This is a genomic window from Allobosea sp. LjRoot9, assembly GCF_964252745.1.
Lineage (GTDB): Bacteria > Pseudomonadota > Alphaproteobacteria > Rhizobiales > Beijerinckiaceae > Allobosea.
On record NZ_CAXUPC020000002.1, the window covers coordinates 1,110,049 to 1,125,000 of the forward strand.

Here is a 14,952-nt window from a genome sequence, read left to right on the forward strand (position 1 = left end):
CTCGCCATGAGCGAGCCGGAACTGCTCGACGTCCAGGATCTTTCTGTCAGCTTTCCCGCAGACAGAGGTCGGACAACTGTGGTTCGCGGGCTTGGGCTGACAGTCAGGCCGGGCGAGACCGTGGCGCTGGTGGGTGAATCAGGCTCGGGCAAGTCCGTCGCCTCGCTGGCGATCACCCGGCTTCTCGACTATGGACCCGGCCGGATCGATACGGGCCGCATCCTCTATCGCGATAATGGCGGCAAGGTCCGCGATCTCGCGCAGGAAGATGCGGAGACGATGCGGGGACTGCGCGGTCCCGAGATCGCCATGGTGTTCCAGCAGCCGATGAGTTCGCTCAACCCGGTCATGCGGATCGGCGACCAGATCGCCGAGGCGATCGTGCAGCACCGCCAGCTCGACTGGACGGCAGCTCTCGCCGAGGCGCAGCGCCTGCTCGAACGTGTCCGCATCCCCGATGCAAACCGGCATCTGCGCTCCTATCCGTTCGAGATCTCGGGCGGCATGCGACAGCGGGCGATGATCGCCATCGCGCTGGCGAGCCAACCGCGGCTTCTCATCACGGACGAGCCGACGACGGCTCTCGACGTGACGGTCCAGGCGCAGGTGCTGCACCTGCTGCGCGAACTCCAGCGCGACCTCGGCACCGGCCTGCTGTTCATCACCCATGACATGGGCGTCGTCGCCGAACTCGCCGACCGCGTCGTGGTGCTGCGTGCCGGCGAACGTCTCGAAGAGGGCGAGGTCGGCGCGCTCTTCGCCACGCCTTCCCACCCCTATACGCGCAGCCTGCTCGCCGCCGTGCCAGTGCTCGGCAGCCTCAATGACGAGGCCCTGCCGGTGCCGTTCCCGGAACCGCCCGCGCCGACCGGGCCGCAGGATACCGTGGCAGCCGCAGCGCCGGTGCTGGAGCTGCACGACCTCGTGACGCGGTTCGACATCAGGGGCATGCTCGGCCGCGTCCGGGCCCGGGTCCACGCCGTCGAGCAGGTGAGCCTCGATATCCGCCCCGGCGAGACGCTCGCGCTGGTCGGCGAGAGCGGCTGCGGCAAGAGCACGCTCGGGCGCAGCATCGTGCGTCTCGAAGAGCCGTCCTCGGGGCGCATCCTGTTCCGGGGCGAGGATGTTCTCGCCACGGCGGCGAACAGCGCTGCGGACCGCGCTTTGCGGCGCGGCATCCAATATGTCTTCCAGGATCCGTTCAGCGCGCTCGATCCGCGTCTCACGGTCGGCTTCTCCGTGGCGGAGCCGATACGCACCCATGGCCTCCTCGAGGGCACGGCCGTCATACGGCGGGTCGAAGAGCTGCTCGAACTCGTCGGCCTCCCGCGCGCCTTCGTCTCGCGCTATCCTCACGAGCTCTCGGGCGGCCAGTGCCAGCGCGTCGGGATCGCGCGTGCGCTGGCCTCGGAACCGCAATTGATCATCGCCGACGAGGCGGTCGCGGCGCTCGACGTGTCGATCCGCGCGCAGATCGTCAACTTGCTGATGGATCTGCAGCGAAAGCTCGGCCTCGCCTGCCTGTTCATCTCCCACGACATGGCGGTGGTCGAGCGGATAAGCCACCGTGTCGCGGTGATGTATCTCGGGCAGATCGTCGAAATCGGACCACGTCAGGCCGTGCTCGCCTCGCCGCAGCACGCCTATACGCGCCGCCTGCTCAGCGCCGTGCCGGTGCCCGATCCCGCGCGACGCCGCGAGGAGGTCGCGATCGACGACAGCGAAGTGCCAAGCCCGCTGCGGGCATTGGATGACGTGCCGGAGGTCGCTCCGCTGGTTCAGGTCGGGCCTGGCCATTATGTCGCCCGGCACCGCGTGGGAGGTCTCTATTGAGGAGAATGCGATGCGCGCCACACTGACCCGCGGAACGGGTGAGAGCCGATGCCTGTCTTCTTCCTGAAGCGGCTCATCGGCGCGGTGCCGGTGCTGTTTGCCGTGTCGCTGTTCGTCTTCGGCTTCGTCCGGCTGCTGCCGGGCGACCCGGCGCGGCTGGTGGCGGGTGCGGATGCGACGGAACAGGAGGTGGCATCCGCGCGCGAGGCGCTCGGGCTCGACCGGCCGATCTGGCAGCAGTACCTGCGTTACACTGGCGCGACCCTTCACGGCGATTTCGGCATCTCCAGCCGCACGCATGAGCCGGTGATCGCAGTTATCGGGGCGCGCTTCCTGCCAACCCTGTGGCTCACTCTGGCAGCGATGGGGTGGGCAACCCTGACGGGGGGCCTGCTCGGCGTGTGGGCCGGGGTCAAACGCGGGCGATGGCAGGACCAGGCCGCCATGCTGGTGGCGATCGGTGGCCTGTCCTTTCCCGGCTTTTGGCTTGGTCTGCTGCTGATCGATCTGTTTTCGGTGCATCTCGGCTGGCTGCCGACCGGTGGCTATGACGGATGGCGGTCGCTGCTCATGCCCTCCTTCACGCTCGGCGTCGGGGTGGCTGCGGTGCTTGCCCGCTTCACACGCTCGGCCTTCGTCGATGTCGCCGGCGAGGATTTTGTCCGCACGGCGCGCAGCAAGGGCCTGACCGAACGCCGCGTGATCTGGCGCCACGCGGCGCGCAACGCCTTGATCCCGGTCGTGACCCTGACGGGGCTGGAATTCGGAACGCTGCTTGGCGGCGCGATCGTGGTCGAGACGGTGTTCGCCTGGCCGGGCCTGGGCCGTCTGCTCGTCGACAGCATCTCCTTCCGCGACTACCCCGTGATCCAGGCGCTGATCCTGCTCCTGTCCGCCGAGTTCGTGCTGATAAACCTCGTGGTCGACCTCCTCTACGGTGTGCTGAACCCTGCGATCCGGTTGCGATCATGACAGCGCCTGCCATCCGCTCGCCCGCTCGGGAATTCTGGCGGCGTTTTCGCCGCAGGCACACAGCGCTTCTGGCGGCGGCGATCATCGCTCTCATCGTCTTTGCAGCGGCGTTTGCGCCGTATATCGCGCCTTACGATCCGGCGGCCGCCGACTATGATGCGCTCCTGCAAGCGCCGACATGGGGCCATCTTGCCGGAACCGACTCCTATGGCCGCGACATCCTGAGCCGGATCATCTGGGGAGGCCGTGTTTCCCTCGCCGTGGGCCTGATCTCGGCCTTTGCCGGCGGCTTTATCGGCACGATCATGGGGCTTGTCAGCGGTTGGAGCGGCGGCTGGATCGACGCTCTGCTGATGCGCCTATGCGACGTGCTGTTCGCCTTTCCCGGCCTCCTCCTGGCCATCGCCGTGGTGGCGCTGCTGGGGCCGGGAGTGGGAAACGTCATCTGGGCGGTGGCCGTGTTCAGCGTGCCGGTTTTCGCCCGGCTCGTCCGCGGCAGCACGTTGGTGCTGAAGCAGACCCAATATGTTCAGGCGGCCCGCAGCATCGGCGTGTCCAGGTTCAGGCTGATCCTTCATCATATCCTGCCCGGGGCCCTGCCGGCCGTGATCGTCTATATGAGCCTGCGCATCGGCTCGGCGATCCTCGTCGGTGCGGCGCTGTCTTTCATTGGGCTAGGGGCGCAACCGCCAAGCTCCGAATGGGGCGCCATGTTGGCGGATGGGCGCAGCTATCTCGGCGTCGCCGATCACTTGACCCTGTTTCCGGGCCTCGCCATTTTCGTCGTCGTGCTCTGCTTCAACATCCTCGGCGACGGCCTGCGCGATGCTCTGAACCAGAAGCTGCAATGAGGGTCGAGAGCGGCCCTCACCCTTCAGAGCGTTTTCAAGCGAAGTGGACACCGGTTCGCGTGAAGAAAACGCGTTAAAACAAGGATCTAGAGCGGTTGAACGATCCAATTGGATCGGAACTGCTCTAGCCTTCGCCCAGCGTCCAAAAGCCTCGCAGCTGCCGGGGGCTATTCCCGAACTGCGAGGCGAGGAGGTCCCGTCTCCGGGTTTGCATGGCGCTACAGAAAGCGGCCGTCAGGCCGCCTTCTTGGCCGCGTCGAACGGGATCTCGACGTCGACGGCGAGCGTCGAATATTGCGCGCCGCGCTCCATCTTCACGGTGACCTTGTCGTGATCGATCTGCATGTGCATCGAGATGGCGCGCAGGATTTCGTCCCGCAGCTTGGACACCAGGTCGGAATCACCGACCGCCGCGCGCTCATGGGCGAGGAGAACCTTCAATCGCTCGCGGGCGGCGGGGGCCGACTGGGTGCGGGAAAACAGGCGACGCAAGTTCATGCCGCTTTCCTTCCGAAGATCTTGCCGAAGAAGCCGCGCTTTTCGCCCGGGATCATGATCGGCAGGTTTTCACCCTTGAGCCGGCGCGCCGCCTCGAAATAGGCGATCGACGGCGCGCTGCGATCATCGGCCAGGGTGACGGGAGAGCCGAGATTGGATGCGCGCAGCACATCCATGCTTTCCGGGATGATACCGAGCAGCGGGATCGACAGGATTTCGAGGACGTCGTCCACCTTCAGCATGTCGCCGCGTTCGGCGCGGGCCGAGTCGTAGCGAGTGAGCAGGAGATGCTTCTCCATATGCTCGCCGTTCTCGGCCTTGAGCGTCTTGGAATCGAGCAGGCCGATGATGCGGTCGGAATCGCGCACCGAAGAGACCTCCGGATTGGTCACGACGATGGCCACGTCGGCATGGCGCATGGCCAGCGTCGCGCCGCGCTCGATACCGGCCGGGCTGTCGCAGATGACCCAGTCGAAGACGCTCTTCAGGGCATTGACGACCTTCTCGACGCCCTCCGGCGTGAGGTTGTCCTTGTCGCGCGTCTGCGAAGCCGGCAGCAGGTAGAGCGTCTCGACGCGCTTGTCGCGGATGAGCGCCTGGGTCAGCTTGGCTTCGCCCTGGATCACGTTGACGAGGTCATAGACCACCCGTCTTTCGGCGCCCATGACGAGATCGAGATTGCGCAGGCCGACATCGAAATCCACGACCACGACCTTGTCGCCGCTCTTTGCAAGAGCAGCCCCCAGCGCCGCGGAGGACGTCGTTTTGCCAACGCCGCCTTTGCCGGATGTGACCACGATGACTTTGCCCATAGACCTCTCCTGTTTGTAGTGACGCGACGTGAGCGATTCTAAAAGTTGAGAGCATTGCTCATGCGAAAAGCCGGTACCCACTTTCGCGCAATGCTCTAGGCGAGCGACCCGACCTTGAATGTTTCGCCTTCGAGCCAGATCTGGACGGCCTTGCCGCGCAGTTCGGGTTCCATGTCCTCGGCCGTCTTGTAGAAGCCGTCGATGGCGAGGAGTTCAGCTTCGAGCTTGCTGCAGAAGATGCGCGCGGACGCGTTGCCCATCGTGCCGGCGAGCGCTCGTCCCCGGAGCGTGCCGTAGATATGGATCGAACCTCCCGCGACGACTTCGGCGCCGGATGCGACCGACCCGATGACGGTGACGTCGCCCTCGGGAAAGAACAGCGACTGACCGGAGCGTACGGGCTGGGTCACGATGATCGAAGGCGTGGTCTTGATCGGCAGCGGGTCGGAGCGAATGATGCTCTCGGACACGACGGCTTCCTTGATCGGCTCCGCGACCGGCGCTTCGATGTCCGATGTCGAGCGCCCTCCGGATATCGCAGGCGGCAGATCCGCGCCGAGCAATGAGGTGCGGGCGCCTTCAATGCCCATGATTCGTACATTGCGAGCGCACAGCTCGCCGACGAGATCGCGGAGCTGCGAACGGTCGAGCTCGATGCCTTCGATATCGAGCACCACCGGCCGCCTCAGGAAGAACCCGGCGGACAGCGCAGCCAGCTCGTCGAGCCGCACCAGCCAGTCCTCGAGGGGCAGCTCGGGGGTCAATGTGAGCGCAAGGTAGGAGCGCCCCTTGAGGCGGATCGGCCTGGGTTTCGTTAACACGGCGGTCATCTTGGTAAATTTTCGGTAGCCCCGGTGTATCGGGCGAATGGTTAACAGATGGTAAATCGCAGGGGCGAGCCGACGGTCATGAGCCACCTTTGACAGCGGATGAGGCGTGGCAAGCGCAGCGCGTTTTCAACCGGTCAGGCATCAAAAGCCGCTGACATTGAAGGCATCCGCGGGACGCCGAAAATGCTTCTCGGCAGGGCCCGAAACCGTTCGCGGCAACGTTCGCCCGAGCGGCCATGCGAGGCAGCGCTGCCCAACGGCATCGGCCGCGCGCAGGCGAATGCGACAGCATCCGCGTGGCTTGCTGTCGACCGCGAGCTTCAACATCGCGAGATCGCGGATCCGCCGGTCATGCCGCAGCGGGCGCGAACGGCCCGGATATGTTTCGGCTTACTGGAAGACTTCGGTCCGATGAAGATTTGGGTCCGATCATGCGATCGGCGGTCGAGGCCTGCCGTGGAATTTATCAGAGGGCTTACGGGCGCCGAAGAGTTCAAGCTCCTGACGAGAACGTCATCGTCATCCGCTTCGATCGATGTCACGGGCTAAAACGACAATGCCGCTTCGCACCATTGATAGCAGGGCGCGGCGTCCTCCGCCGCACCCTGCCTTTCTCGCGTCACGCCCTGAGCCCTAGAGCAGGATGCGAAAAAGTGGGAACCGGTTTTTCGCATTGATCCTGCTCTCACTCTTAGATGAGAGACGGATTCAGATTTCAGTCGGGATCACTTGGTGATCCCGACTGAAATCGTCCGGCTCTAGTATCCCTCAGCCCTTCTTTGGCGGGGAGGCGGGCCAGCTTTTGATCAGGGTGTCGTAATCGATCGTCTCACCTTTCGGCTTCTCGTTGGCGAGCTTGCGCTGGGGCGCCAGCGTGCCGGCCTTCTCCGCCTTGGCGAACCATTCCTCGGCCGTGGTGCGCGGGTTCAGCTTGGGGCCGCAATCGCCCTGCACGCCCGAGCGCTCGATCCGCTCCATCACCGAATCCTGGGCGGCGGCGAGGGCGTCCATCGCCGCCTGCGGCGTCTTTGCCCCCGAGGAGGCGTCGCCGATATTCTGCCACCAGAGCTGGGCGAGGCGCGGATAGTCCGGCACGTTGTTGCCGGTCGGGGTCCACTGCACGCGCGCCGGCGAGCGGTAGAACTCGACCAGGCCGCCGAGTGCAGGCGCGCGCTCGGTGAAGCTCTTGTCCCAGATATCGGTCTCGCGGATGAAGGTGAGGCCGACATGGCTCTTCTTCAGGCTGACCGTCTTGGAAACGATGAACTGCAGATAGAGCCAGGCAGCCTTGCGGCGCTCGACCGGGGTCGAGTTCAGCAGGGTCGCCGAGCCGGCGTCCTGGTAGCCGAGCTTCATCCCGTCCTTCCAGTAGGCACCCTTGGGCGAGGGCGCCATCCGCCATTTCGGCTTGCCGTCCGAGCTCATCACCGGCAGGCCGGGCTTGACCATGTCGGCGGTGAAAGCTGTGTACCAGAAGATCTGCTGGGCGATCGTGCCCTGCGCCGGCACCGGCCCGGACTCGCCGAAGGTCATGCCTTGCGCCTGCGGCGGGGCATATTTCTTCAGCCAGTCGACATATTTGACGATCGAGTAGACCGCCGCCGGGCCGTTAGTGTCGCCGCCGCGCTCGACCGCCGAGCCAACCGGGCGGCAGCCTTCCATGCGGATGCCCCATTCATCAACCGGCAGGCCGTTCGGGATGCCCTTATCGCCATTGCCGGCCATGGAGAGCCAAGCGTCGGTGAAGCGCCAGCCGAGCGAGGGATCCTTCTTGCCATAGTCCATATGGCCGAAGATCTTGGTACCGTCGATTTCCTTGACATCGTTGGTGAAGAACTCGGCGATGTCCTCATAGGCAGACCAGTTCACGGGAACGCCGAGGTCGTAGCCGTATTTGGCCTTGAACTTTTCCTTCAGGTCGGCGCGCTGAAACCAGTCATAGCGGAACCAGTAGAGGTTCGCGAACTGCTGGACCGGCAGCTGGTAGAGCTTGCCGTCCGGTCCGGTGCCGAAGGACTTGCCGATGAAGTCGTCGATGTCGAGGCCGGGATTGGTGACGTCCTTGCCCGGCCCGGCCATCCAGTCGGTCAGGTTGGTCGCCTGCTTGTAGCGGAAATGCGTGCCGATCAGATCGGAATCGTTGATCCAGCCATCATAGATGTTCTTGCCGGACTGCATCTGCGTCTGAATCTTCTCGACCACGTCGCCTTCCTGGATCAGGTCGTGCGTCAGCTTGATGCCGGTGATCTCGCTGAAGGCCTTGGCCAGCACCTTGGCCTCGTATTCATGGGTGGTGATCGTCTCCGAGACGATGTTGATCTCCATGCCGGCGAAGGGTTTCGCCGCGTTGATGAACCATTCCATCTCCTTGAGCTGGGCGGCCTTGTCCAGGGTAGAGGGCTGGAACTCGCTGTCGATCCATTTGCGCGCCTCCTCGGGGCCGGCCATGGCGGGTCCGGCGGCAAGCGTCAGCGCAAACAGGCTGGCGCCGGCCATGCGGTGAAGATTCGTCCTGAGCGTCGTCATCGTTGTCCTCCGGTGCTTTTATGCGTTGCCGCCCCTTTTCGGGTTCGGTCGTTTCTTGTTGTTGGGCCTATCCTCACACCCAGCGGAACACCGCCGCGGCATAGAGGAGCGCAAGGCCGGAAGCCCACCCCAGGCCCGGACCGACGAGGCCGAGCCAGGCGAGGTGAATGAAGGCACTGCCGAGCAGCGAGATGAAGAGCCGGTCGCCACGGGTGGTGGCGATGCGCAGCGCGCCGACGCGCTCGGTCTCGGGGCGCCAGATCGCCAGCAGCGTCAGCAGGACGAGAAGCGAGGCGATGCCGGCGAAGAACAGGCCGGTCTGCCAGGTCCAGGCCATCCAGGCGAGGTCCATCACACCCTCCCCAGGGCGAAGCCCTTGGCGATGTAGTTGCGCACGAACCAGATCACGAGCGCGCCGGGGATCAGGGTCAACACGCCGGCCGCCGCGAGCACGCCCCAGTCCATGCCGGCGGCCGAGACGGTGCGCGTCATGGTGGCCGCGATCGGCTTGGCGCTGACGCTGGTCAGGGTGCGCGCCAGCAGGAGCTCGACCCAGGAGAACATGAAGCAGAAGAAGGCCGCGACGCCGACGCCAGAGGCGATCAGCGGCAGGAAGATCTTCACGAAGAAGCGCGGGAAGGAGTAGCCGTCGATCGCCGCCGTTTCGTCAATCTCGCGCGGCACGCCGGACATGAAGCCCTCGAGGATCCAGACCGCGAGCGGCACGTTGAACAGGCAATGCGCCAGCGCCACGGCCCAGGGCGTGTCGAACAAGCCGATCGCCGAATAAAGGTTGAAGAAGGGCAGCGCGAACACCGCCGGTGGCGCCATCCGGTTCGAGAGCAGCCAGAAGAACAGATGCTTGTCGCCGAGGAAACGGTAGCGCGAGAAGGCGTAAGCCGCCGGCAGGGCGAAGGAAATCGAGAGCAGCGTGTTCAGCGCCACGTATTTCAGCGAGTTGAGATAGCCGTTGTACCAGCTCGGGTCAGTGAAGATCTTGCGGTAGTTGTCGAAGGTGAAGACCTGCGGCCAGAGCGTCAGCGCGTTGGTGATCTCGGTGTTGGTCTTGAAGCTCATGTTGACGAGCCAGTAGATCGGCAGCATCAGCCCGACGAGGTAGAGAACGAGAATGAGACGGCCGCCGCGCATCAGGCTCTCCCCCCGTTCGCGTCGGCCTTGGCGTCGGCCGCGGTCATGACCGTGTAGAAAACCCAGCACACGGCCAGGATGATCAGGTTGTAGACGATCGAGAGCGCCGCGGCCTTGCCGAGGTCGAACTGCCCGAGCGCAAGCTTGACCAGTTCGATCGACAGGAAGGTGGTGGAATTGCCCGGGCCGCCGCCGGTGACGACGAAGGGCTCGGTATAGATCATGAAGGAATCCATGAAGCGCAGCAGAACGGCGATGAGCAGGACGCGGCTCATCTTCGGCAACTGGATGGTGCGGAACACGGCCCAGCGCGAGGCGCCGTCGATGCGGGCGGCCTGGTAGTAGGCGTCGGGGATCGACTTGAGGCCGGCATAGCAGAGCAGCGCCACCAGCGAGGTCCAGTGCCACACATCCATAATGATGATGGTGAACCATGCCGCGAGCGGGTCGGAAACATAGTTGTAGCGGATGCCGAGCCCGTTCACGGCCGCGCCGAACAGGCCGATGTCGCCGCGGGCGAAGATCTGCCAGATCGTGCCGACCACGTTCCACGGGATCAGCAACGGCAGCGCCATCAGCACCAGCGTCACCGAGACCTGCCAGCCCTCGCGCGGCATCGACAGCGCCACGACGATGCCGAGCGGAATCTCGATGGCCAGGATGATTCCCGAGAAGGCGAGGTTGCGCCAGAGCGAGTCATAGAAGCGCGAGCCGAGGTCGCTCTTGGGATCGAGCAATTCGGAAAACCAGCCGACGCCGTTCCAGAAGAACTGGTTGTTGCCGAAGGAATCCTGCATCGAATAATTGACCACGGTCATCAGCGGGATCACGGCAGAGAAGGCCACGATCAGCAGCACCGGCAGCACCAGGAACCAGGCCTTCTGGTTGACGGGCTTGCGCATGCTCAGACACCCTCCGTGGCCGGCGAGGCGGCATGCAGGGGGTGGCCCTTCACGAGATGCCCGTCGCAATAGATGTGGATCTGTTTCGGATCGAGGGCGAGCGAGGCCGCGTCGCCGTCGAAACTCGCCTCGTCCGGCACTGTCGCCGCCATCGCCAGGCCGTCGAGCTCGACGCGGGCGATGCGAACGCGGCCGATATCGTCGATCCGGCGGATCCGCACCGGCAAACCCTCGCCGCACGGACGCAGGAGCGCATATTCCGGCCGGATGCCGAGCTCGATCCGGCCGGCGGCGAGCGCGGGATAGACCTGCACCAGCGGGATCGTCTGGCCAGCGACGTTGGCGAACGCGCCTGAAACCGCGCAGGGCAGAACATTCATGCCCGGCGAGCCGATGAAATGGCCGACGAAGGTGTGGGCCGGATGCTGGAACAATTCCTCCGGCGTGCCGGTCTGGACCACGCCGCCCTCATGCATGACCACGACCGTGTCGGCGAAGGTCAGCGCCTCGGTCTGGTCATGGGTGACGTAGATCATGGTCAGATCGAGCTTGCGATGCAGTTCCTTCAGCATCGAGCGCAGCTGCCATTTCAGATGCGGGTCGATCACCGTCAGCGGCTCGTCGAACAAGATCGCCGCCACATCGGGGCGCACCAGCCCGCGCCCGAGTGAGATCTTCTGCTTGGCGTCGGCGCCGAGATGGCTTGCCTTGCGATCGAGCACCCCGGTCAGGTCGAGCAGGCCAGCGATCTCGGCGACGCGGGCCTCTACCAGCTTGCGCTCGACGCCGCGATTCTTCAGCGGAAAGGCCAGGTTCTCGCGCACCGTCATGGTGTCGTAGACGACCGGGAACTGGAAGACCTGGGCGATGTTGCGCGCCTCGGTCGGCAGCCGCGTGATGTCGACGCCGTCGAACAGGATGCGCCCGCGCGTCGGCACGACGAGGCCCGAAATGATGTTGAGCAGGGTGGTCTTGCCGCAGCCGGACGGACCGAGCAAGGCATAGGCCCCGCCCTGGCGCCAGACATGGTCGACTTCGGTCAGGGCATAGTCCTGCGGACCCTGTGGATTGGGCTTGTAGGCATGGGCGAGCTTGTCGAGCGTGATCTGGGCCATGGCGCTCTCACGCGGCCTTCGCGACAGCGCTGGCGGCAAGCGCCCCGCTCTCGTCGAATAGGAAGATGCGGCGCGGATCGAGCCAGGCCGTCACGGCCGAGCCCGGCTCCAGCCGGCGCACGCCCGGGACCAGCGCGACGAGACGATGCGCGCCAAGATCGAGATGGACATAGCTTTCCGAGCCGGTGATCTCGGAAACCGAGACGGTGGCGGAGAGCGCGATAGCCGGAGCCGGCAAAGGATCGAGCGCCAGATGATGGGCGCGGAAGCCGATGCTGTAGCGCCCGTCGGGCACGGCAGCGAAGGCGCCGGCGGCCGGCACGCTCGCTCCGGTGGTAAGCGTGACCTCGCCGCCCTGCTTGCGCCCGGACAGGACGTTCAGCGGCGGATCGGAGAAGACCTGCGCCGTCACCAGGTCATGCGGCTGGCGATAGACCTGCGCGGTCGGGCCGAACTGCGTCACCTTGCCCTGGAACAGGGTCGCGGTCGCGCCGCCGAGCAGAAGCGCCTCGCTCGGCTCGGTGGTGGCGTAGACGAAGATCGCGCCAGATTCGGCGAAGATGCGCGGTAGTTCCTCGCGCAGTTCCTCGCGCAGCTTGTAGTCGAGATTGGCGAGCGGCTCGTCGAGCAGGACCAACTCGGCCCGCTTCACCAGGGCGCGCGCGATCGCGGTGCGCTGTTGCTGGCCGCCCGAGAGTTCCAGCGGCTTGCGCTGCAGATAGGGCTCGAGCCTGAGCAGGCCAGCGGCGGCCCTGACCCGCGCCGCGATCTCGTCGGCCCCGAGCCGGGCGACCCGTAGAGGCGAGGCGATGTTCTCGTAGACGCTCAGCGAGGGGTAGTTGATGAACTGCTGGTAGACCATGGCGACATCGCGCTTCTGCACCGGCAGGCCGGTGACGTCGCGCCCGCCGACGAGGACGCGGCCGGTCGTCGGCGCGTCGAGCCCGGCCATCAGCCGCATCAAGGAGGTCTTGCCCGCGAGCGTCGCGCCGAGCAGGACGTTGAGCGAGCCCTTCGGCAGCGTCAGCGAGATGCCGCTGAGCAGATCCTGCCCGCCGCGCGCCAGTCCGACATTGTCCAGCACCAAGCTCATCAGCGCGGCTCCGCTTGCAGGGACATCGCCGGCGCTCTGGCGGCTTGCGCCGCCATGTGTTCGGCGAGTGCCCCGCCCTGCTCGGCCGAAAAGCGCAGGCCAAGCTTGCTGCGCCGGAACAGCACATCCTGGGACGAGAGCGCCCATTCCTGCGCCATCAGCCAGGAGACCTCACGCTCGGTCAAGTCGGCGCCGAAGACGCGGCCGAGATCGGCCATCGCGCTGGCGCCTTCGAGCAGCGCTTCGGCGCGCGTACCGTAAGCCCGGGCGAGCCGCCGCGCCAGTTTGCTCGGGAGCCAGGGGCGCGCGGCGGCGATCTTCTCGACCAGCGCTTCGAAGCCCTCGACCGGGAAGTCGCCACCTGGCAGCGAGGCATCCGCCGTCCAGGGCGGCGCCCGCAGCACCGCCACGGCTGCGGAAAGCTTTTCGACCGCGGCCTCGGCGAGACGGCGCGAGGTGGTGATCTTGCCACCGAAGACCGAGAGCAGCGGCGCCTGCCCCCCGGGCGCATCGAGCGTCAGGACATAGTCGCGGGTCGCTTCCTGCGCCTTGGAGGCTCCGTCATCATAGAGCGGGCGCACCCCTGAATAGGTCCAGACCACCTGCTCGGGTGTGATCGACACGCGAAAATAGTCGCTCGCCGCCGCGCAGAGATAGGCGATCTCGTCTGGGCTGGCCGCAACCTCGGCCGGGTCGCCCTCATAATCTTTGTCGGTGGTGCCGATCAAAGTCAGATCGCCCTCATAGGGGATGGCGAAGATGATCCGGCCGTCGGCGTTCTGGAAGATATAGCAACGCTCGTGCTCGAACAGGCGCGGCACGACGATATGGCTGCCCTGCACCAGCCTGACGGCGGCCGGGCGAGTGCTGGACACGACGTCGTTCAGCACATCGGCAACCCAGGGACCGGCGGCATTGACGAGCGCGCGCGCCCGGGTCGTCACCTCGGCACCACCCGGACCGTGCGAGGCGATCAGCCAATGCCCAGCCTCGCGGCGCGCAGCGACGACTTTCGTGCGCGTGAGGATGGTCGCACCATGATCGGCCGCGTCGCGCGCGTTGAGCACGACCAGGCGCGAATCCTCGACCCAGCAATCGGAATATTCGAAGGCGCGGGTGAAGCGCGGCTTCAGCGCGCGGCCCGCGGCGTCGCGGCTGAGGTCGAGCGAACGGGCGGCCGGCAGCAGGCGGCGGCCGCCGAGATGGTCATAGAGGAAAAGGCCGAGCCGGAGCAGCCAGGCGGGGCGCAAGCCCGCATGATGTGGCAGCACGAACCGCAATGGCCAGACGATATGGGGCGCTGCCCGCCACATCACCTCGCGCTCCGCGAGCGCCTCGCGCACCAGCCGGAACTCGTAATGCTCGAGATAGCGCAGCCCGCCATGGATCAGCTTGGTCGAGGCCGAGGAGGTGGCGCCGGCGAGATCGCCCTGCTCGAACAGCACGACGGAAGCGCCGCGTCCGGCCGCATCGCGCGCGATGCTGCAGCCATTCACCCCGCCGCCGATGATGGCGATGTCGAAGACCGGACCCGTCACGCATTTCCTCCAGGCAGGCGGCTTCAGCGCCTTTCCTGGATCGAAGGCTAGTCAGTGTTTTTGTTGCGAGCAATGGCAAAACGAAAGTGAAAGTGAAAATTTAGCCTTCGGTTTCGGCCGTCGCATCTGGCTCGGCGGTCTCGACCACGGAAATCCCGGCGCCACGGCACAGTTCGCGCAGAGGGGCGGAGGTCAGGCGGTCTGTGACGAAGACGTCGATATCGCGCAGATGGCCGATGCGGATCGGGGCGGAGCGCTCGAGCTTGAGGCTGTCGGCGACGAGCAGGCATTGACGGGCGTTCTCGATGATCGCCTGCGAGACGCGGACCTCGCGATAGTCGAAATCGAGCAGGGCCCCGTCCGGGTCTATCGCCGAGGTGCCGATCACCGCGTAGTCGACCTTGAACTGGCGGATCAGATCGACCGCGGCCGCGCCGACGACACCGCCATCGGAGCGCCGCACGGGCCCGCCCGCGACGATGACCTCGATGCGCGGATGCGGATAGAGCAAGGTCGCGACATGCAGGTTGTTGGTGATGACGAGCAGGCCGCGATGGTCGGCGAGCGCGCGAGCGACCTCCTCCGTGGTGGTGCCGATATTGATGAAGAGCGAGGCGTCGTTGGGGATCAATGCTGCGGCGGCGCGGCCGATCGCGATCTTCTCGTCACGGGCAATGAACCGCCGCGCCTCATAGGCAAGGTTCTCGACGCTGGAGGCGACAACCGCGCCGCCATGAACACGCGACATGATGCGCTGCTCGCAGAGCTGGTTGAGATCCTTGCGGATGGTCTGAGCGCTGACTTCGTAGCGCGCCGCCAATTCCTCGACAGCG

Annotated in this window: 14 protein-coding genes (1 of these 14 only partly in view); 3 read left to right on the forward strand and 11 right to left on the reverse strand. The window is 65.6% G+C overall.

The features are described 5' to 3' along the window. Positions 1 to 6: 6 nt before the first annotated feature. The 3 genes from ACSQ3P_RS13785 to ACSQ3P_RS13795 are packed head-to-tail and all read left to right on the forward strand — an operon-like array spanning position 7 to position 3,656. Positions 7 to 1,833: an ABC transporter ATP-binding protein gene (locus tag ACSQ3P_RS13785; RefSeq protein WP_436166085.1), complete on the forward strand. Its 1,827-nt coding sequence runs from the start codon at positions 7 to 9 to the stop codon at positions 1,831 to 1,833. A gap of 48 nt (positions 1,834 to 1,881) precedes the next feature. After that, the gene (locus tag ACSQ3P_RS13790; RefSeq protein ID WP_436166086.1) at positions 1,882 to 2,805 is read left to right on the forward strand and encodes an ABC transporter permease subunit; all 924 of its coding nucleotides are present in this window, start codon (positions 1,882 to 1,884) and stop codon (positions 2,803 to 2,805) included. Continuing rightward, positions 2,802 to 3,656: an ABC transporter permease gene (locus tag ACSQ3P_RS13795; protein ID WP_436166087.1), complete on the forward strand. Its 855-nt coding sequence runs from the start codon at positions 2,802 to 2,804 to the stop codon at positions 3,654 to 3,656. The genes ACSQ3P_RS13790 and ACSQ3P_RS13795 overlap by 4 nt, the downstream gene beginning before the upstream one ends. A gap of 234 nt (positions 3,657 to 3,890) precedes the next feature. Here the strand turns inward: ACSQ3P_RS13795 and minE are convergent, their stop codons facing one another. The 11 genes from minE to ACSQ3P_RS13850 all read right to left on the reverse strand — a co-directional run. Next, on the reverse strand, positions 3,891 to 4,154 hold the full coding sequence (gene minE, locus ACSQ3P_RS13800; RefSeq protein ID WP_069689375.1) for a cell division topological specificity factor MinE: 264 nt from the start codon (positions 4,152 to 4,154) through the stop codon (positions 3,891 to 3,893). Continuing rightward, on the reverse strand, positions 4,151 to 4,966 hold the full coding sequence (minD, locus tag ACSQ3P_RS13805) for a septum site-determining protein MinD (protein ID WP_069689374.1): 816 nt from the start codon (positions 4,964 to 4,966) through the stop codon (positions 4,151 to 4,153). The genes minE and minD overlap by 4 nt, the downstream gene beginning before the upstream one ends. Positions 4,967 to 5,061: 95 nt before the next feature. Then, entirely contained in the window at positions 5,062 to 5,796 is a 735-nt protein-coding gene (gene minC, locus ACSQ3P_RS13810; RefSeq protein WP_436166262.1) for a septum site-determining protein MinC, read from the reverse strand. A 768-nt stretch (positions 5,797 to 6,564) separates the two neighbouring features. Further along, on the reverse strand, positions 6,565 to 8,292 hold the full coding sequence (locus tag ACSQ3P_RS13815) for an ABC transporter substrate-binding protein (RefSeq protein WP_436166263.1): 1,728 nt from the start codon (positions 8,290 to 8,292) through the stop codon (positions 6,565 to 6,567). 103 nt (positions 8,293 to 8,395) lie between these two features. Further along, positions 8,396 to 8,674 carry a DUF2160 domain-containing protein gene (locus ACSQ3P_RS13820; protein WP_069689371.1) on the reverse strand — a complete coding sequence of 93 codons (279 nt, stop codon included), beginning with the start codon at positions 8,672 to 8,674 and terminating at the stop codon, positions 8,396 to 8,398. Beyond that, a complete protein-coding gene (locus ACSQ3P_RS13825; RefSeq protein ID WP_066614785.1) occupies positions 8,674 to 9,471 on the reverse strand; it encodes a carbohydrate ABC transporter permease in 798 nt (265 codons plus the stop codon). Before ACSQ3P_RS13825 ends, ACSQ3P_RS13820 begins: the two co-directional genes overlap by 1 nt. Beyond that, entirely contained in the window at positions 9,471 to 10,373 is a 903-nt protein-coding gene (locus ACSQ3P_RS13830) for a carbohydrate ABC transporter permease (protein ID WP_436166088.1), read from the reverse strand. The genes ACSQ3P_RS13825 and ACSQ3P_RS13830 overlap by 1 nt, the downstream gene beginning before the upstream one ends. 2 nt (positions 10,374 to 10,375) lie before the next feature. After that, positions 10,376 to 11,488 carry an ABC transporter ATP-binding protein gene (locus tag ACSQ3P_RS13835; protein ID WP_436166089.1) on the reverse strand — a complete coding sequence of 371 codons (1,113 nt, stop codon included), beginning with the start codon at positions 11,486 to 11,488 and terminating at the stop codon, positions 10,376 to 10,378. 7 nt (positions 11,489 to 11,495) lie between these two features. Next, positions 11,496 to 12,581, reverse strand: a complete 1,086-nt coding sequence (locus ACSQ3P_RS13840; RefSeq protein WP_436166090.1) for an ABC transporter ATP-binding protein — start codon at positions 12,579 to 12,581, stop codon at positions 11,496 to 11,498. Next, complete coding sequence (gene glpD, locus ACSQ3P_RS13845) at positions 12,581 to 14,119, reverse strand: glycerol-3-phosphate dehydrogenase (RefSeq protein WP_436166091.1); 1,539 nt, start codon at positions 14,117 to 14,119, stop codon at positions 12,581 to 12,583. Before glpD ends, ACSQ3P_RS13840 begins: the two co-directional genes overlap by 1 nt. A 100-nt stretch (positions 14,120 to 14,219) precedes the next feature. Beyond that, positions 14,220 to 14,952, reverse strand: partial view of a DeoR/GlpR family DNA-binding transcription regulator gene (locus ACSQ3P_RS13850; protein WP_436166092.1) — the 3' portion only. It continues 62 nt past the right edge of the window; the window shows 733 of its 795 coding nt (coding positions 63-795); the start codon falls outside the window, past its right edge; its stop codon occupies positions 14,220 to 14,222.

What these genes read in the sequence shown, in the direction of transcription:
- ACSQ3P_RS13785 (WP_436166085.1), top strand. Translation starts at nt 7, where the DNA reads ATGAGCGAGCCGGAACTGCTCGACGTCCAGGATCTTTCTGTCAGCTTT.
- ACSQ3P_RS13790 (WP_436166086.1), top strand. Translation starts at nt 1,882, where the DNA reads ATGCCTGTCTTCTTCCTGAAGCGGCTCATCGGCGCGGTGCCGGTGCTG.
- ACSQ3P_RS13795 (WP_436166087.1), top strand. Translation starts at nt 2,802, where the DNA reads ATGACAGCGCCTGCCATCCGCTCGCCCGCTCGGGAATTCTGGCGGCGT.
- minE (WP_069689375.1), bottom strand. Translation starts at nt 4,154, where the DNA reads ATGAACTTGCGTCGCCTGTTTTCCCGCACCCAGTCGGCCCCCGCCGCC.
- minD (WP_069689374.1), bottom strand. Translation starts at nt 4,966, where the DNA reads ATGGGCAAAGTCATCGTGGTCACATCCGGCAAAGGCGGCGTTGGCAAA.
- minC (WP_436166262.1), bottom strand. Translation starts at nt 5,796, where the DNA reads ATGACCGCCGTGTTAACGAAACCCAGGCCGATCCGCCTCAAGGGGCGC.
- ACSQ3P_RS13815 (WP_436166263.1), bottom strand. Translation starts at nt 8,292, where the DNA reads ATGGCCGGCGCCAGCCTGTTTGCGCTGACGCTTGCCGCCGGACCCGCC.
- ACSQ3P_RS13820 (WP_069689371.1), bottom strand. Translation starts at nt 8,674, where the DNA reads ATGGACCTCGCCTGGATGGCCTGGACCTGGCAGACCGGCCTGTTCTTC.
- ACSQ3P_RS13825 (WP_066614785.1), bottom strand. Translation starts at nt 9,471, where the DNA reads ATGCGCGGCGGCCGTCTCATTCTCGTTCTCTACCTCGTCGGGCTGATG.
- ACSQ3P_RS13830 (WP_436166088.1), bottom strand. Translation starts at nt 10,373, where the DNA reads ATGCGCAAGCCCGTCAACCAGAAGGCCTGGTTCCTGGTGCTGCCGGTG.
- ACSQ3P_RS13835 (WP_436166089.1), bottom strand. Translation starts at nt 11,488, where the DNA reads ATGGCCCAGATCACGCTCGACAAGCTCGCCCATGCCTACAAGCCCAAT.
- ACSQ3P_RS13840 (WP_436166090.1), bottom strand. Translation starts at nt 12,581, where the DNA reads ATGAGCTTGGTGCTGGACAATGTCGGACTGGCGCGCGGCGGGCAGGAT.